We start from the raw sequence: 17,887 nt of genomic DNA, 5'->3' as shown, positions 1-17,887 counted from the left end.
CACGGTCGTTACGGGCGCAGTCGCGTCCCACTGGCCGGGTCCGGCGGGCTCGGGCGTGAGTGTCGCACCTGGTGCCGAGCTACCAACGGGAAACGAGACGAGGTCACCTGTGATGAACGACGATCCGAACTGGCTCCCGCGGCGCGAACTGGGGCGCACCGGGTTCGCGGCTTCCGTACTCGGAATCGGCGACCTGGCCGACCGCGCCGTGCCGCTCGAAACCTGCGTCGCGACCGCCCGCCGCGCCCTCGACGCCGGGCTGAACCTGATCGACACGGCCCCGAACTACGAGGACGGCTATTCTGAAGAGATCGTCGGTCGGGTCGTGCGTGCGGTCCGTCGCGACGCGGTGTTCGTGATCGACAAAATCGACCACCCCGAACAGCCCGTCGGGCCGCAAATCGACGGCTCGCTCGCGCGCCTCGGGTTGGATCACACCGACGCGTTCGTGTTCCACAACCTCTCGGAGCGGGACGCGTTCGACCGCCAGTGCGCTCCCGGCGGCGGGTTCGACCAACTCGCCGACGCTGTCAGAAGGGGTAAGTGTCGGTTCCGCGGCATCTCGTCGCACAACCCGGACGTGCTGCTCGCGGCCCTCCACGCCGGTGTGTGCGATGTGGTGATGTTCCCGCTCGGGCCGTTCGTGGATTCGCGGTACGTTACGGACGTGCTCCCGCTCGCGCAGTCGCTCGGGGTGGGAACGGTGTGTTTCAAGACCTTCGGCGCGGGCAAACTGGTCGGTGACACGAGCGGCTACAACCAGCCGCTCAAATCCCGGCCGCGCGGCAAGGTGTCGAGCGGCGGCACGGACGACGCGAGCGCAACGTTGCCCCGGCTCGCCGTCGCCGAGTGCCTGCACTACACGCTCACACTGAACCCCGACGTCGCTTTGTTGGGGCTGAGCTACCCGAACGAGCAGGACGCGGCGTTCGCCGCGGCGCGGTCGTTCCGGCCGCTTGAGGCGAAGGAAATGGAGGACATCCGGCGCCGCGCAATCGACGCGCGGCGCGACAAAGGGCCGTGCTGGTGGAACCCGGACCCGGAAGCCTGACCGCATGCGCTCGCCCACCCTGAAGCACGGCCACGCCAGGATCGCCGTTACCGGGTGCGCGGGCTCCACGGCCGTGAGTCGCGTGTCGAGTTGGAACTTGAAGGTCAACTTCTCGTGGTCCAGCCCGAGCCGGTGCTGGGCGGCTGCGTCCAGGTCGAACAGGCTCACCGGGTTCTCGGTCTTGCGTGATACGGAGCGGTTCGTTCGTAATCCGCCTACCACCTGGCGTTGGAAGTGTCGGGTGCGTGCCCGGGACCGTGGATCGCCGTTCCGGTCGAAACATGGGCGGGTCTGGGAGCGTGGTCGGTCGGGCCGATGGCCGAATGGCACAAGGAGCCGGCCCGGGGTGCGAACCTGGGGCGGTATCGGAAGGCCACCCGCGGGCCGAAAAAACCGAAGCCGCCCCGCACCCGATTCCCCGGGGCCAAACACGTCGCGACATCGCGGCTGCTCGGCACTGAACAGACGTGATGTGTTGAGAGGGATGCCACTCGCGCGGTACGGGCGGCGGGGCGCGCAACTCTGTCGCCCCAAAAACGCCAAACTTGCGCATTCCGCGCGAACCCGCCATTCCCCATTTGCCGATACACCTGGGCCGTACTGTCATTCGAGGTGCGAAATGGATTTCGCGTTCTCCCGCCGCGGACTGCTTCACGGGGCCGCCGCGGTCGGCGGCGCCCTCGCCACGAGCGCGACCCAGGCGGGACCGGTCGCGGACGCCCGCGCCGCCCGGCACCCGGGCTGGGTGTTCGGCCGCATGACCGGCGCCGAGGCGCTCTGCGAAGCACTGCGCGCCGAGGGCGTGGGCTGCGTGTACGGCATCCCCGGCGCGCAAGAGAACGAGCTGTGGGACACCTTCAAGGAGAAGGGCATACCCTACCTCCTCGTCACGCACGAGTTCTCCGCGGCGTGCATGGCCGACGGCTACGCCCGCAGCACCGGGCGCCCCGGGGTGCTGTGCGTGGTGCCCGGACCCGGCGTCACGAACTCGCTCACGGGGCTGGGCGAGGCGCTGCTCGACTCGTCGCCGCTCGTGGCGATCGTGGGGGACGTCGCGAACGGCGAAAAGGCCAAGCCGTTTCAGGTCCACTCGCTGAATCAGGTCGAGCTGCTGAAGCCGGTGTGCAAGTGCGTGTACCAGGTGCAAACGGCCGCGCAGATCGCCGCCGCGGTGCGCCAGGCGTTCGTGACCGCCACGCAGGGCGAACCCGGCCCGGTCGCCGTCGTGGTGCCGTACAACCTGTTCATCGAGGCGCACGACTACCGCACCCCGCCGCCCGCGGTGCCGGCCCCGCCGTTCGACGAGGCGGCGTTCGCCCGCGCGCTGCCGCTCCTCGCCGACAAGAGGCACCGGGTCGGCATCTACGCCGGCGTCGGGTGCATGAGCTACGGGGCCGAACTCGCCGCGGTTGCGGAGCTGCTCCAGGCCCCGATCGCCACCAGCGTTTCGGGCCGCGGGGCGGTCGGCGACGGGCACCCGCTCGCGGTCGGCTGGGGCTTCGGCCCGCACGCCTCGGAGGTCGCGGAAAAGGTGTTCGCGGGCGACAAGATGCACCCGCTCAAGTCCGGCGTCGACACGGTCCTGGCGATCGGCGTGAAGTTCAGCGAGGTGTCCACGGGCTACTACGGCAACCCGCAGCCGAAGCACGTCGTCCACGTCGACGCGAACCACTGCAACCTCGGGCGCGTGCTCAAAACCGACGTGTGTGTCCACGCGGACGCGGGCGCGTTCCTCGGTCGGCTCCTCGCCTGCGGCGACCAGCTCCGCCGCCCGGAAGACCGGTGGCTGCTCAACCGCATCCGCGAACTGAAGGCCGCCGCCGCCCGGTCGCTGTGCAGCATCCCGGCGGCGAAGTGCGGGGTGGACCCCCTGGCGACGGTCGCGGCGCTCCGCAAGGTGCTGCCCGAAGACGCGCTCCTCTTCACCGACGTGAGCGTGACCGAGCACCTCGCGGCCGAGCACTTCCGGGTGTGCCACCCGCGGACGTACTTCAACCCGGTGGACAACCAGGCGATGGGCTGGAGCGTCCCGGCCGCGCTCGGCGCCCAGCGGGTCCACCACGGGAAGGCCGTCGCGACGATCACCGGCGACGGGTGCCTGCTGATGAGCGCGCTCGAGATCACGACTGCCGCGCGCGAGCACCTGCCGGTGAAGTTCGTGATCCTCGACGACCAGTCGTACCACTACATGCAGATGCTCCAGAAGCCGGCGTACTTGCGGACCACGGCCACGATCCTCACGCGGCTCGATTACCGGGCGCTCGCCCAGGCGTTCGGGGTGGGGTACGTCGAAATCGCCTCGCACGCCGAGCTGGAGGCGAAGCTCCGCGGGGCGGTGTGCCACGACGGCCCGGTGCTGGTGCGGGTGGTGACGGACTACGGCAAGCGCGAGGTCCGGTGGGTGGAGGCGGTCCGCGCCCGGTACACGAAAGAACTGACCGCGGCGCAGAAGGCGCGGTTCCTGGCCCGAATCGGCTCCCGCGCGATACAGCTCGAAAAGAAGAGCGATTAAAGTCAGGGTGGCCACGAGGAAAAAGGCAGAATGAGGAGTGGCCGCAAAAAAGCACAAAGGGCACAAAAGAAAACCGAAGACGAAGACAGAAGAGTGAGTTCAAAACACGTCTTTTGTCTTCGTCTTCGGTTTTCTTTTGTGCCCTTTGTGCTTTTTTGTGGCCGAACTGCCTTTGCTTCCTCGGTTTTCTTTTGTGGCCGAACTGCCTTGATTCTGTGTCGCTCACCCGAACAGCAGGAGCACGTTCCACGGCGGGGTCTGCTCGAACTCGCACCCGAGTTCGAAGTAGTCCTGCGCCCCGTTCTTGCGGCAGCTCCGCACGACGAGCGTCACGAACCCGATGGTGTCCGGGGCGTCCACGGCCCGCACCTGGACGAGACTGCCCGGGGGCAGCGCCGACTGCGTGGCGAGCTTCAGCCCCCCGGTCGAGCGGTCGATGACGTACCCGTCGCCGGCCCCGTTGCGGAACGTCGCCGCCGCGAGCAGCACCCGGACCGGTTGCCCCTCGCGCCGCGTCGCGGCGCGCCGGTCCGCGTAGGACTGCTCCGGCGGGTCCCAGTTCAGCGACTTCTCACCGGTGACCGCATTGAGCGCACCGGTGGCTTGCAGCTTCGACGGGTCCAACCCCTGTCGCCGCCGGGATGTGTTGAGCACCAAGAACAGCAGCACAAGAGCGGCGACGCACCCGCCGACCGTGATCGGCAGGTGGCCGGCGGTCCAAATCTTGACCGTTTCCATTATGTTAGCAAAGAGCATGTGTGGCCGCTCCCGTCCGATCCGCACTACGCAGTCAATTTGAATGTAGCACGGAGTGGGTGCGTTGCAAAAAATGCACACCGCCGACACAATTGCCATATTTACCAGAAGCGGCGACGGCTCCCGTTCGTCAGGGTTTTCGGAAGGGATTTGATGTTCGCGGAAATAGCTGCTCGCGTTCTGACATAAAGTGCGCGCGGAGTGAGCGGTGAGCGAAAAGAAGAGACCGCAGTTGTGACAAGGCCGCAATACAAAAAAGCTGCGTTTTCCGCGGTCGAATGAAAATCACGGGGCGATTTCCCTTCGCGGCACCCGGCTTGCACTAATGTAAAACGCGACCTCTCGACTGAACCACCCGGTCCACCAAGCTACTCACGATCGCGTCAGCATGAGGCTGAACGTTTTTCGTCGGTGTAGTAAGCGAACCGAACGGTTGTGAGCCCGTAGCGGGCGATGCGAGGGCGCGAGTAACCCGTGATTCTGGTGGCAAATGCTGCCGTACACGCCTTCCAGGACAGGTGACGCCGTGCAACCGCTGTTCGACGCCGTTTCAGCGCCCGCCCGTACCGACCAAGAGGTCGTCGAACTGGCCCTGCTGTTGCCGCTGTGGCAGGCAATGGAACTGGAAGCGGCCGCGAGTAAGCGCGGCATGACCACCGGGCAAATGCTCCGGCGCGTCATCGGCGAGTTACTGGCAACTCAACCGAATCCGTCCGTATCCTGAACGCCCGGCTCGTTTTCCAGCGGATCGCAGTGCCGTCACGCCGGGCTCGTCTCGAACGCTTCTCCTCTCCTTTCGATTCGCAACAACCTCTTCATTACGTTCGCGGTGACCCGTCACCCGCACGAAAGTTGGCCAGCACGCGCTCGATGAACGGGCGGCTCACCGACTGGAACCGGTCGAACGCGGTTCGGCTGACGGTGTACACTTCGACGCGTGTCAGCGTGCGGACGCTCGCGTTGCGCGGCTGGTCGAGCAGGAACGCCACCTCCCCGAAGTAGCGCCCCGCGCCCAACTCGGTCAGCTTCTGAACCGCACCGTCCACGTCGCGAAGCACCTCGACCGTTCCGCGCCGGATCAGGTAGAACTTGCTCTCTTCGTTGACCGCTTCCCCCTGCCGGACGATGAACTGTCCCGGTTCGTATACTTCGACTCGTCCGGGACTTCGGGCGAGGTGATCGGGGCGCACGTCCTCGCCCGGGTGAACGCCGATGAGTACGGAATCGGCAAGCTTCTCCTGCTCCTCGGGCAGCACGGCGGCGAACGCCGGGCTTTGCCGCAGCCCCTCGCGCACGAACAGCCGCTCCGCGACCACCACGTTCGACTCGATCCGCCCCCGCTCCATGTGAACGATCCGGTCGGCGAGGTTCATGATGCGCGCGTCGTGCGTCACGATGAGGCTCGTCGTCCCGTGCTCGGCGACGACCCGCTTCAGGAGCGGCACCTGCCATTCCGCGAGGCGCCCGTTCTCGCCCGCCTCCTCCGCCGACCGCACGAGTTTCATGAGGTCGGCTTCCGGCCGGGCGCGCGCCAGCTCCTGCACCAGCGTGACCACCGCGAGACCACTGTTCGCGTCGAGTGCGGCGGTCGGTTCGTCCGCTAGTACCAGTTTGGGACGGTTGATGAGCGCGCGGGCGATGGCCACGCGCTGCCGCTGCCCGCCCGAAAGTTGTGCAGGTTTGTAGTCGAACCGCGACTTCTGATCTTTGCCCGCCAGGTCCTTCTCGCCGAGCAGCAGGTACGTGAGTACGTCACGGGCGTCCGCACCGGGGTCGGTGGCGCGTTCTTTGAGCTGCTGGGCCATCCGGATGTTCTGAACCGCCGTGAGCGAGTCGAACAGGTTGTGGCGCTGGAAGATGAACCCGATGAGCCGCCGCACCTGAACCAGTTCGGGCTCCGGAACGCCCTGGAGCGTGCGGTACCCGCCGCGGTCGGCGTCCCAGACCTCGATTTCGCCCTCCTGGAGGGTGCGCAGCCCGCCGATGAGGGTCAGAATGGTGGTTTTGCCGGACCCGCTCGGTCCGCTCATGATGACGAGTTCGCCCGGCATCACTTCGAGGTTGTTGTCGAAGAGCACCTGCGTGCGGGTGTCACCGGAACCGAAGTAGTGGTTCACCCCGCGGATGCGGAGCACCGGTTGACCGGGAGGTGGGAGGCGGTTCCCGCTCTCCCTCTCTGGAGAGAAGGAACCGGGGCGTGGGGGGCCGTTCTCGCGCGGCTCAGAAGACATCGGCGGGGTCCACCTTCTTGACCTTGCTCACCGCGAGCAGCCCGGACGCGGCGCACATCACGACGGTCAGCGCCAGCACCAGAGCGAACCGCGCCGGCCTCAGTATCATCGGCAAACCGGTCAGGTCGGTGAGCAGAAGATAAGTACCGAAGGTGACCACGATCCCGGGGGCGAACCCGGCCACCGCGAGGACGAGCGCCTCCTGCAGCACGACCCAGCTCAGGTAGCGGTTCGTGTAACCGATGGCCTTGAGCGTCGCGTACTCGGGCAGGTGGTCGGCCACGTCGCTCGCGAGGATCTGGTAGCAGATCACCATCCCGACCACGAACCCCAGCAGCACGCCGGCGCCGAACGCGAACCCGATCGGCGTGTTGCTCCACCAGAACCCCTTCTCGCGCGACACCATCTCGGCGCGCGTGAGGACCAGCACGTCACCGCCCGGAGCGAACTTCGCCTGGAGCGCGGCCTTGACCGCGCGGGGGTCGGCCCCGGGCCGCAACTTCACCACCCCGATGTCGGCCTCCGCCAGCGGGCTCATCGGGTAGTACGGCTCGCGCACCCACTGCGAGAAGGTGCGGTCGCCGACGACCACGCTGCCGTCGGTGCCGAAATCGAACCCCATTTCGAACCCGGCCACCAGCCGAACGTCGCGGCCCGCCAGTTCGGTCAGCGTTCCGGGGGCCAGCTTTCCGAACACCGACTCGCCCGGGTGCCGCGTCCGGTCCGGGTGCGCCCGGCTCGCGCGGTCATAAAGGGCGGTCCCGGGCGTGTTGAGTTCGCGCCAGTCGTCCGCCGACACCCCGGGGAGGTTTAACAGGTCGGCGTTCGGGTCGACGCCGATGACCCGCACCCGTCGGGTGCTGGTGCGGGCGGCCGGATCGTCGGCGGTGTGACGGAGCGCGGCCGTCGAATACTCCACGAACACCGGGTGCGCGCTCGCCACCCCGGCGACGCCTTCCGCCTCGGCGATGCGCCGCCGCGACACCCCCTCGCGGTACAGCAGCGACGCCTTGTTCGGGTTGATGAGGACGATGTCCCCCTTGAGCCGCTCGATCAGCACGGTGTTGCTGTCCAGCATGGCGTTCATGATCCCGTACTGCACGCCCATCAGCACCACGGCGAACCCGATGCCCGAGGCGAACAGCCCGAACCGCACCCGGTCGTGCGTCAGGTTCTTCCAGGCCAGCGGTACGGGTGGAGGACGCATAAATCAGAGAACCGGAGAAAGACAGAAGGCCGTGTTCACCGCAGAGGAGGTTCCCTCCGCGAAGCGGGAGGGGTTCACGAGAGGGCGCAGAGAGAAAGGCAAAGAAAAGTTGTGAGCGAGAACAGCTCCGCGGTCTCCCGGCGGCGGTGAATGCTCTTCTCGTGCATTCTCTCACTGCCTGCTGTTTTCTCTGCCTTTCTCTCTGCGCCCTCTCGTGAACCCCTCCCGCTTCGCGGAGGGAACCTCCTCTGCGGTGAACACGGCTTTCACGGCCTTCTCGGCCTTTAAAACAGATCCGCCGGGTCCGCCGTGTGGACCTTCCGCACGGCCAGCAGCCCGGACGCGAGGCACATGACGCACGTCAGCACGAGCACGCCGGCGGCGATCTCGACCGTCATTTGGGTCGGGATGCCGCCGAAGTTCCTCGCCACATAATACAGCCCGAGCGCAGCGGCGAAACCCGGGACGTACCCGAACACCGCGAGCAGCACCGCCTGCCCCAGCACCACGCCGGTCAGGTACGGCGGGCGGTAGCCCAGGGCCTTCACCGTCGCGTACTCGGGCAGCATGTTCCGGATGTCGGCGGCCATCATCTGGTACACGAAGATCACCCCGACCACGACCGCCAGCACCACCGCCACCAGCAGGAACTGCCCGATCGAGGTGAGCCGGAGCCAGTAGCCGCGCTCGTCCGCGTTGATCTCGGCCCGCGTGTACACCTTCACGTCCGGCGGCAGCACCGCCCGGAGCCGCTGCCGGGCCGCACCCGGGTCGGCCCCCGGTTCGAGCTGCACCAGACCGAAGCTCACGGAGTCCCGGGAGCGCATCACGAAGTCGGAATACGTTTCTTCGCTCGTGAGCAGCATCCCGTTCCAACTGAACCCGGTGCCGAGGTTGAAGGCCCCGACGACGCTCGCGCGCCGGCCGTTGACGCGCACCAGGTCGCCGCCGCTGCCGTCCGGCGGGAGGCGCCGGAGCTGCGCCGCGTCGCCGAACTCTGGCTTGGAGCGCTCGTCGAGCAGGAACGTGTCGAGGCGCGCGAGCCGGCGGCCGGCGTCGCGGGCCTCGGCCGCGGACCCGAACGCGCCGCCGTCCCCCACCGCAAAGGCCCGGTCGAGCCGGTCCGGCGGGGCGGCGACGATGTTCACGCTCAGCGCCCCGCCGGGCTCGGTCGTACCGAACGGCGTCTCGTGGCGCGGCGCCCGCCAGCCCGCAACCCCGAACGACACGGGAATGACATCGGCGACGCCCGCGACGCGCGCCTGGGCCAGCCGCGCGCGCGGGAACTCCGGCGCGCGGCTCAGGTCGAGGTACTCGCGGGAGGTGATGAGTAAGTCGAACTGGAGCTTGTCGTAGAGGATGGTCGCGGTGCGCCCGACCCCGCCGAGCATCCCGAGTTCCATGAACACCAGCACCACCGCGAACGCCACGCCGGTGACGGCGATCAGCGTCCGGGTGCGCTTGTGCACCAGGTTGGCCCACGCGAGCCGCAAAGGGGTCATGTGCGTTCCCGGGCGCCTCTGGACCGCGGGCCTGCGGCCCGCCTGATTCACGGTCCCGCAAGTTGTGTCTGTTTCTTGTGGCACAGACATTCCTGTCTGTGCGGCGCGAGAAGGCCGCACAGACAGGAATGTCTGTGCCACAAAGGCAACAGCTAAAACAGACACCAGTAACCGGGGCGTGAATGAGCTTCCGGGCGCAGGTTGTAACGGCGTGACTGCAAAGCACCCCGATCCGCGTCGGTCAAGCGGGCCAGAGGCCCGCGCTCCAGAAACGCACCGAAGCCACGCCGCATCGGTCGCGCGAGAGGCCCGCGCGCGGGAGCGGTTAGCGCCCCGGAGGGGCGAACGCGACCGTCACCTGAAGCCCCACGAACCGCCCGGCGTCCGCGCTGCTCGCGGCGTCGAGGTGAACGACCACCTCCACCACGCGCCGGTCGGCGTCCTCGCGCGGCCCCATCGCGAACACCTGGTTGCGCGCGATCATGCGCGTGACGTCGGCCTCCGATCGCACCGCACCCGCCAGCGGCTTCGGGAGCGCCGGGTTGGTCACCTCGGCGGACACCGGCCCGCCGCGGACCCAGCCCGCGAGCCGCGCCACGTCGCTCTCGTACACCTCGGCCACCGCGGTCATTTTGGTCAGGTCGGCGAGCTGCAAAATCGGTTCGGTGCCGGTCGGCATCCCTTCGCGCCCGCTCACCTTCAGCACGACCCCGGACACGGGCGCCTTGAGAATCGTGAGTTCGGCGAGCTGCTCCGCGAGCTGCACCTTCTCCGCCGACGACTTGATCGGGGTGCGGGCGAGCGCCTCGTCCAGCTCCGCCTTCGCGGCCGCGATGCGGGCCTGTGCGGCCTTCTCGGTTTCCTCGTAAGTGGTCTGCGTCTTGTCGCGCGTCGCGCGCGTCGCGGACAACTCGGCATCGGCCTGGGCCTTGAGCAGTTCGACGCGCTCCAGGTCTTCCGGGGCGGTTTTCAAGCTCCGGAGCCGATCGACCTGCTTCGCGGCGGTCTGCGATTGAAGCTCCACGGCCTTCAACTTCGCGTCCAGCGCGGCCAGATCGCTGACCTTGTTCGCCTTCGCCTGGTTCAGCTCGGCCCCGGCGGCGGCGATCTTCTTCTCACCCGCCCGCTTCGCGGCGGCGTGCGCCGCGGTCGCCTCGTCGAGTTGCGTTCTCGCGACTTGCACTTCCTGTAACCGGTCCCGGCGGCTCGCGAGTTCGGCGATCGGCGCGTTGACGTTTAGCGGCTGACCGACCGCGACCGGGTACAACTTCGCGATCCGGTCGCCCGGCGGACCGTAAACGGGAACCACGCCGCCTTCGGGCTGGAGCCGTCCGAGCGCGGTCACGCGGTCCGAGTTCGCGGGACCGCCCGGTGCGTCGGACGACGAAGCCGGTTGGCGCGCGCGGCCGGAAAGGAAGTACCCGCCGGCGGCCCCGGCCGCGAGCGCCGTCAACCCGATCAGGAGCATTGAGACCGTGCGCCCGGCCCGGCGTGAGGACCGCATGTTACGCCCCGACCGGCTTGACGACTTCGGCCGCCACCAGCGCCCACCACACGAGCTTGCAGGTGATGTGAATCGCCTGGTCCGCGTGGAGCGAGTACCACTTCGCGCACTTGCCGTAGTCGGTGACCCAGTGGATCGCGGTTTCGGCGACGGCCACCGCGGCGACCACGTTCCAGTCGAACCCCATCCACCGGAACACGACCCCGACCCCGACCCCGTGCAGCATCGCGTGCGAGGTGAGCCAGTAGTACCACGGCACGTACACCGCGACCTGGTGCGTGCTCTGGCGACACTTGCACGAAGCCATGGTGTCGTTCTGCAACGAGTAGTCCATGAGCGCGTGCGACGCGATCAGGAAGAACAGCAGCGCGAACAACATAGACGTTGGCCCCGGCGGGTGCCCAATTGTAGCACGTTACCCAGGTTCTCAGGCCGCGGGCGCGACCGAAACCGGCTTACGGATTATGCGGCTCACCAGTACAGCCGCTACCAGCAGCCCGGCCGACAGGTAGAACGCCCCGTCCCAGCGGTCGGTGGCGTCCTTGATCGCGCTGGCGAGCTGCGGCACGAAGAACGCGATGCCCCACCCCGTGAACACCAACCCGTAATTCAGGCCCAGGTTCTTCGCGCCGTAGTAATCGGCCGTGACCGCCGGGAGCACCGCGAGGGTGCCGCCGTACTGCCACGCCATCACCCCGATCACCACGAACAGGAACGCGACGTTCTTCTCCGCAATCACCCACGGGGTCGCGAGCAGACACACCGCGGACACGGCCCCGTTGAGCGCGTACGCGTTCAGCCGCCCGACCCGGTCCGAGTATTGTCCGGTCCCGACGCGCCCGAGGGCGTTCACCACGCCGATGAAGGTGACGAGCACCCACCCGTTGCGTGCGAAGAAGCTCCCCCCTTCGGCCGCGTCGTTGAGGAACGACTTCGCGTTGGCGATCACCAGCAGCCCCGACTGCGCGGAGCCCACGAACAGGAAGACCAGCAGGTAAAACTGCCACGTCGCGAGCATTTGCTTCGCGCCGAAATCGGCCCCCCGGGGCGCCGCCGGCGCCGCGGCCGCTTGCGCCGGCCCGGGCGCCACGTACCCCGCGGGCGGCGGCGCGAGCAACTGCCCGGCGACGACCACCACCACCGCGAACAGCACGCCCAGCCCCACGAAGCTGCCCGTGAGGCCGTGGGCCGTGATGAGATAGTCCGCGAGCGGCGAAATGTACACCGCGGCGGCGCCGTACCCCGCGACCACCAGCCCGACGATCAGCCCGCGCCGGCTGCTGTGGAACCACTTCACCGCGGCGGGCGTGGCGGCGGCGTACCCCAGCCCCATCCCGATGCCGCCGAGCACCCCGAACCCGAGCACCAGCCCCTCGAAGCTCTTCAGCACGCCCGCGACGACGCACCCGAGCGCGAGGAACAGCCCGCCGAGGGTGGCGCCGAGCTTCGCGCCGTAGCGGTCCTGGAGGCGCCCGCCGGGGATCATGAACAGCGCGAACGTCACCCCGCACACCGCGTAGGCCAGGTTCCCTTCGGAGTTGGAGAGGTACGTCCACCCGGCGTTGGTGCCGGTCATGGGCTGCCCGTACAGCGCCTTGTCTTTCGGCACGAGCGCGGCCTTCCACACGCTCCAACCGTAGAGGATGCCGAGGCACAGGTTGACGGCCGTACCGGCGGCCGTCACCGCCCACGCCCGCGCCGGAACCGACATGCGAAACGCCCCCGGGAGAAAGAAGTCGAGTCGCCAAGAAGACCGGAGCGGGGTGAAGAAAGCAAGCGAAAGATTACGAACCGAGCGGGCGCGCGGCGATTCCGCACCGCGCCGGCCGCACTCAGCGCAGCACGAGCCACGCGACCAGTGCCAGCACGCTCACCGACCCGGCCGCGGCCCCGGCGACCGCGAGCAACTTGGCCCGCTTCTTGGCGATCGCCTTTTGCGGCACGAACACTTCCGGCGCCCCGAACTCGCGCACGTCCTCCTTCGGGGGCGGTGCGGCTTCGTCGGGGTGCTTCTGGAAGTGCGCGTGCATCTGCCCGAACGTGAGCAGCAGCACGACGGGCCGCGCCAGCGTGCGCGACTCGAACCCCGTCAGGCGCGACACCGAGTCGCGGAAGAAGAACTCGGACCGCTCCAGGAACCGCGCCTTCTCGGGGCCGGTCGCGTGCTTCGCGGCGAACTTGAACACCTCGCTCTTGCGCACGTCCTGCGCCGCCCACGTCTCGTTCGGGTACTCCAGAATCTCGGGCCGCGACAGCGTCGGCACCTCGTGGTCCGCCATCCACCGGGCGTAGTGGAGCAGGCTCGCGCGGGCGTAGGCGTACATGCGGTCGAGTTCGCCGCGGCCCGCCTTGTAATCCAGGTACTTGCCGAGCGAGTACAGGAAGATCGTGTAGAACCAGCGGTTCTCCACGTCCAACAGGTTGCGGCGTGCGATGTTGTCGTTGGGGTGAATGCACCGCCGGACCAGTTGTTCGGCCTTCGCCAGGAACGCGGCGTCACCGCTCAACCGGTGCCCGTCGATGAGGGCCGCGAGCGAGTTGCCGGACCCGCGCCCCGGGCCGTGGTAGCCGTCGTCGCGGCTCTGGCTCGCGAGCCCCGTGTCCGCCCGCGACAGGAACCGGAACACGGTCTTGCGGCCGTCGTCCATGTCGATCACCCACCGCGCGAGCCCCAGCGCCGCCTCCCGCGACTGCGCGCGACCGGTGAGGAAGTAGTGCAGCATCAGGCCGGTGGTGTAGTTGTGCTCGTCGGCCGGGCCGCCGCCCCGTGCGTACAGCCCCTTCGACCGCCGCGCCTGCGGGCTGTTCGGGTCGAGCCCCGGCATGTGCGACATCTGGAGCAGCGCCCGCGGGTACGAGCGGTGCGTGCCGGTGTCGGCGTCGGCGTAGTGGTAGGTGTGCCAGAACAGCCCGCCGCTGTACGCGGACTTGTCCTGCGTGGTGTGGTAGATGTCGATGTCGATGACGTGCTGCGCCAGCTCCTCCATGTGGCGCAGCCAGTCGAGGCGCCCGCTGCGTAAGAACTGGTACGCGAACCCGGCGACCGGGTCGTACTGGTTGTTGTAATGCGACACGACGGGCCGCGCATCGGTGCCGTAAACGGCCTCGTGGTCGCCGTAGATGTCGCCGAAGTGCCGCCAGCCGTACTCGTCGATCTTCTCGCGCTTCGCGTCGAAGTTGTCCGGCCCCTCAATGGCCGAGTCCACGAGCTTCAGGTAATCGGCGTTCGGGTCGGCGGCCTTCGGCGTGAGGTACGGAACCGCGCCGCTCGCGCAGTACCACTCGGGAGAGGCGAACGCCCGCGCGGGCTGGCGGAACCATTCGAGCGCTTCCGGCGTGGCGTCCGGCCCGAACGCGACCGCGAACGTCCACGTCTTCTGCTCGCCGCCCTGAAGCTCGTGAACATCCCCGAACTGTTGCGGCAGCAACCGGAGCGTAAGCGCTTCGTTCGTGGCCTCGATTGCCATCGGGAAGTTCTGCCAGAACTGCGGGACCGCAATCCCGACCGCGCTCGCACCTTCACCGAGCGTGACGAGGGGGGTGGCGCGGAGCCCGGTGCGCTCCTGCTCGCCCGACTTCAGCCGGTAACCGCGAAACGACACGGGGACTTCGTGCTTGCGGTTGATGTGGTTGGTGCTGCGCCAGTTCTCGCCGCCGCTCGAATCCTGGTACAACTCGAACGGGGCGGCGAATTGCTCCACCGGTGCGCCGAATTCGGGCGATCCGCGGACGAGGGCTTTTTCACCTGTGAGTAATTCGAGCCGAAGTGACACGTCCTTGAGGTGAATCGAGCCGGGGTCACCCAGATCCCACAGCCCGCCGGGGTGTTGGGCGCGCCGCGGGTTGCGCAGCGTGATTTCGATTCGCACCACGGACGAGCCGGCGGAGAAGTGCAGCCGGGCGTCAAACTCCGCAACCGGCATCCCCTTCTGCGCGGGCACGGCGGCGCCGCGCAGGAGCACCGCCCCGCGCAGCGGTCCGGCCGTCTCGGCTTTGGCCGAGCGGATGAACGGTACGCACGACGCCCCGTTGCCGCAGGCGACGAACGGGACCGCCCCGGGCACGAGCGCAGGCGCCGCGCCGAACCGCGGAGCGAACGTGAACACGCCCTCAGCGTGCAAGTCAAGAGAAAGCGTGCCGGTCCGCACCTCTATCCCGCCGTCCCGCTCCTCGACCGCCACAGCCGGCCCTTCGACCGCGAGCGGTTCGCCGACGGTGGCGCGGTACGGCGCCTTTCCGGCTTCCGCGATCCAGTCGAGCAGCACCCACCGCACCGAACCGTCGGGCCAGAAGTCGGTTGCGCGCGACTGGAGCCGGACGGCCGCCCCGGCGGCGTCGCGGAGTTGCAGCTTCGCGGCGTCCGGAAGGGCGCCCTTCGGGAACGGGATACCGGTGGTCACCGGCCCGCGGCCCGCCGGCGGACAGACGACGTTCAAATCGACGGCGATCGGTTCCAAGGTGTTGCGCCCTTTCGAGATCCGGGGTGGGCTTTCCAGTGTGCTATGAAAGATGGTACAACACGCGCCCGTAATCCGGGTGGTAGCGGTTGGCGGTACTAGGATAGTTGCGAGGCCGGCGGCGAGTCAGGACGGAGCGAATGAAGCAACTGGTGTTCATGGCGGTGACAATGTTCCTGGGGACGGCCGGCACGGTCGTGCTGTCCCCGGTGTACGGCATCGCCGTTTACTACATGTACGCCGTGCTCCGGCCGCAGGCGATCTGGGACTGGGTGGAGTACTCCGGGCTCCGCCTCTCGGAGGAGAACTGGTCGTTCCCGGTCGCGGTGGTCACGCTCGCCGTCACCGTGCTGTGGCGGCTCAAGCTGTGGACCCCGTTCGCCGCGTCCACCCCGCCCTGGTACGGCAACCCGAAGCTGACCCGCAGCCACGTGCTGTTCCTCGCGTTCACCGCGTGGATCAGCCTCACCTACGTCACCGCGCGGCACCCGGACGTGTCCTGGCCGTACTTCCTCGAGTACGTCAAGATCTTCGCGATGTTCCTGTGCGCCACGCTGGTGCTCCGCACGGTCCGCGAGCTGTGGACCCTGTACTTCGTCGTGCTGGCGTGCGCGGTGTACATCGCCTACGAGATCAACTTCTTCTACTTCTCCGCGGGGTGGCTGATGCTGGCCACCCGCGGGTACGGCGGGCTGGACAACAACGGGGCCGCGCTCATCTTCGCGATGGCGGTGCCGCTGTGCTTCTTCGCGTGGGAGGCCAGCGCCCGGTGGTGGCGGTGGGCGTACCTGGCGGTGATCCCGATCCTGCTGCACGCGGTGCTGCTGTCGTTCTCGCGCGGGGCCATGCTGTCGCTGTGCGTGACCGCCGTGCCGATGTTCATGCGGGCGCGGAACAAGCGGTTCGTCGGGGTGATTTACGCCATCGGGGCCTGCCTCGTGGTGGCGATGGCCGGCAAGGAGATCCAGGAGCGGTTCTTCTCGATCAGCAACCACGGGATGGACGAGAGCGCCAACTCCCGCAAGGTGACGTGGGGCATCGCGATCCAGATGGCGAACGAGAACCCGCTGTTCGGGATGGGGATCCGCAACTCGAACCTGTACACGTTCCAGTACGGGGCCGACATGGAGGGCCGCACGATCCACAGCCAGTACCTCCAGACCGCCGCGGACAGCGGCTGGGTGGCGCTCGCGCTGTACGTCGGGCTGCTGGCGTCGGCGTTCGTCGGGCTCTGGCAGACGCGGCGGGCACTGCGGCCGTACACCGACCCCGAGACGCTCAAGATCAAGTCGCTGGCCGCCGGGCTGGAGTGCGCGCTGGTCCTGTTCTGCTTCGGGGCGCTGTTCCTGTCGCTCGAACACTTCGAGATGCCGTACATCTGCGTGCTGATGGCGGTGCAGTTGCACGCCATCACCCGGGCGGTGGCGGCGAAGCTGAACCCCGCCCCGTCCGGGCTGCCGCCGCTCACGATGCCGTACCCGTACCCGGCCGTCTCGCGGCCCGTGGCGGTGCCGTCGTGAGCCCCGTTCGGGTCGCGTTCGTCGTCCACGTGATGCAGGTGGCCGGCGCGGAGGTGCTCGTCCGCGAGACGATCCGCCGGCTCGGGGGCCGCATCCGGCCGACCGTCTTCTGCCTCGACGCGGTCGGCCGCATCGGCGAGGAACTGTTGGCCGAGGGCGTCGACCTCGTGTGCTTCCACCGCAAGCCGGGGCGCGACTGGCGCGTGAGTCAGCGCATCGCCGCGGCGATCCGAGAGCGGGGCGTCGAGGTGGTTCACGCCCACCAGTACACGCCGTTCTTCTACTCCGCGCTGGCGAAGCCGCTGTGCGGGTTCCGGCCGAAGCTGATCCTCACCGAGCACGGCCGCCACTACCCGGACCGCGTGTCGCCGCTCCGCCGCGCCGTGAACCGGCTCGCGCTCGACCACCTCGCCGACGCCGTGACGGCGTGCTGCGCGTTCAGCGCGCGCGGGCTGTGCCGCACCGACGGGTTCGCCGGCGCCCGGATCGCGGTCATCGAGAACGGCATCGAGGTGGACCGGTACGGCCCGCCCGCGGACAAGGACGTGGCGAAGGAAGAGGTCGGGCTGGAGCCCGAGCGCCGGTACCTGATCCACGTCGCCCGGCACCACCCGGTGAAGGACCAGAAGACGCTGATCCGCGGGTTCGCGGCGGCCGTCCCGGACCTGCCGGGGGTCGATCTCCTGATGGTCGGGGACGGGCCGCTCCGGAACGAGCTGGAGGCCCTGGCGGTGGAGCTGCGCGTCCCGGACCGCGTGCGGTTCCTGGGCATCCGCACCGACATCCCCGACCTGATGCGGGCCGCCGACGCGTTCGCGCTGACCTCCCTGAGCGAGGCGGCGTCGCTGACCCTGCTCGAAGCGATGGCGAGCGCGCTGCCGGCCGTCGTGACCGCCGTCGGGGGCAACCCGGAGATCGTGCGGCACGAGCAAGAGGGGTTGTTGTTCCCGCGCGGCGACGCCGCCGGCTGTGCGGACGCGATCCGCCGCCTGTTCCGCGCGCCCGACTTCGCGGCCCGGCTGGGTGCCAACGGCCGCGCCCGGGCGGTGGAGCGCTACCAACTGGCCCGGACCGTTGACGAGTACTACAAGCTGTACGCCCGGCTCGCAACAAGTTGAAAGGCAAAAGTGTCAAGGCAAAAGTGAGG

13 protein-coding genes are annotated in these 17,887 nt (G+C 68.4%); 5 read left to right on the top strand and 8 right to left on the bottom strand.

Features of this window, described 5'->3' with window-relative positions; translation table 11 throughout:
* Positions 1-112 precede the first annotated feature (112 nt).
* A complete protein-coding gene (locus GobsT_RS04950; RefSeq protein ID WP_010049299.1) occupies positions 113-1,051 on the top strand; it encodes an aldo/keto reductase in 939 nt (312 codons plus the stop codon).
* Positions 1,052-1,670: 619 nt separating this feature from the next.
* Complete coding sequence (locus tag GobsT_RS04945) at positions 1,671-3,563, top strand: thiamine pyrophosphate-binding protein (RefSeq protein ID WP_010049302.1); 1,893 nt, start codon at positions 1,671-1,673, stop codon at positions 3,561-3,563.
* A gap of 222 nt (positions 3,564-3,785) precedes the next feature.
* Here the strand turns inward: GobsT_RS04945 and GobsT_RS04940 are convergent, their stop codons facing one another.
* Positions 3,786-4,319 carry a PilZ domain-containing protein gene (locus tag GobsT_RS04940; RefSeq protein WP_010051253.1) on the bottom strand — a complete coding sequence of 178 codons (534 nt, stop codon included), beginning with the start codon at positions 4,317-4,319 and terminating at the stop codon, positions 3,786-3,788.
* 526 nt (positions 4,320-4,845) lie between these two features.
* Between GobsT_RS04940 and GobsT_RS04935 the strand changes: the two genes are divergently transcribed.
* A complete protein-coding gene (locus tag GobsT_RS04935; protein ID WP_010051252.1) occupies positions 4,846-5,043 on the top strand; it encodes a hypothetical protein in 198 nt (65 codons plus the stop codon).
* A gap of 94 nt (positions 5,044-5,137) precedes the next feature.
* Here GobsT_RS04935 and GobsT_RS04930 read toward each other — a convergent pair whose 3' ends face one another.
* From GobsT_RS04930 to GobsT_RS04900, 7 genes are all read right to left on the bottom strand, one after another.
* A complete protein-coding gene (locus GobsT_RS04930) occupies positions 5,138-6,454 on the bottom strand; it encodes an ATP-binding cassette domain-containing protein (RefSeq protein ID WP_010051251.1) in 1,317 nt (438 codons plus the stop codon).
* 85 nt (positions 6,455-6,539) lie between these two features.
* Positions 6,540-7,757: an ABC transporter permease DevC gene (gene devC / locus GobsT_RS04925; protein WP_010051250.1), complete on the bottom strand. Its 1,218-nt coding sequence runs from the start codon at positions 7,755-7,757 to the stop codon at positions 6,540-6,542.
* A 284-nt stretch (positions 7,758-8,041) separates the two neighbouring features.
* Positions 8,042-9,259 (bottom strand): FtsX-like permease family protein, encoded by a 1,218-nt coding sequence (locus tag GobsT_RS04920; protein ID WP_010053182.1) that lies wholly within the window; start codon positions 9,257-9,259, stop codon positions 8,042-8,044.
* Between the two features lie 325 nt (positions 9,260-9,584).
* Positions 9,585-10,763, bottom strand: a complete 1,179-nt coding sequence (locus GobsT_RS04915; protein ID WP_081471951.1) for an ABC exporter membrane fusion protein — start codon at positions 10,761-10,763, stop codon at positions 9,585-9,587.
* A gap of 1 nt (position 10,764) precedes the next feature.
* The gene (locus GobsT_RS04910; protein ID WP_010049007.1) at positions 10,765-11,142 is read right to left on the bottom strand and encodes a DUF3307 domain-containing protein; all 378 of its coding nucleotides are present in this window, start codon (positions 11,140-11,142) and stop codon (positions 10,765-10,767) included.
* A 48-nt stretch (positions 11,143-11,190) separates the two neighbouring features.
* A complete protein-coding gene (locus GobsT_RS04905; RefSeq protein ID WP_010049009.1) occupies positions 11,191-12,474 on the bottom strand; it encodes an L-lactate MFS transporter in 1,284 nt (427 codons plus the stop codon).
* A 121-nt stretch (positions 12,475-12,595) separates the two neighbouring features.
* Positions 12,596-15,220, bottom strand: a complete 2,625-nt coding sequence (locus tag GobsT_RS04900; RefSeq protein ID WP_109571269.1) for an RIFT barrel domain-containing protein — start codon at positions 15,218-15,220, stop codon at positions 12,596-12,598.
* A gap of 140 nt (positions 15,221-15,360) precedes the next feature.
* On the opposite strand from GobsT_RS04900, the gene GobsT_RS04895 reads away from it, so the two are divergent.
* A complete protein-coding gene (locus tag GobsT_RS04895) occupies positions 15,361-16,740 on the top strand; it encodes an O-antigen ligase family protein (RefSeq protein ID WP_010049015.1) in 1,380 nt (459 codons plus the stop codon).
* Entirely contained in the window at positions 16,737-17,858 is a 1,122-nt protein-coding gene (locus GobsT_RS40385) for a glycosyltransferase (protein ID WP_010049017.1), read from the top strand. The genes GobsT_RS04895 and GobsT_RS40385 overlap by 4 nt, the downstream gene beginning before the upstream one ends.
* Positions 17,859-17,887: the final 29 nt, after the last annotated feature.

It is taken from the genome of Gemmata obscuriglobus (genome assembly GCF_008065095.1).
GTDB lineage: Bacteria > Planctomycetota > Planctomycetia > Gemmatales > Gemmataceae > Gemmata > Gemmata obscuriglobus.
Note: the sequence above shows the minus strand (reverse complement) of the source record. Positions and strands in the feature narration are given on the sequence as shown.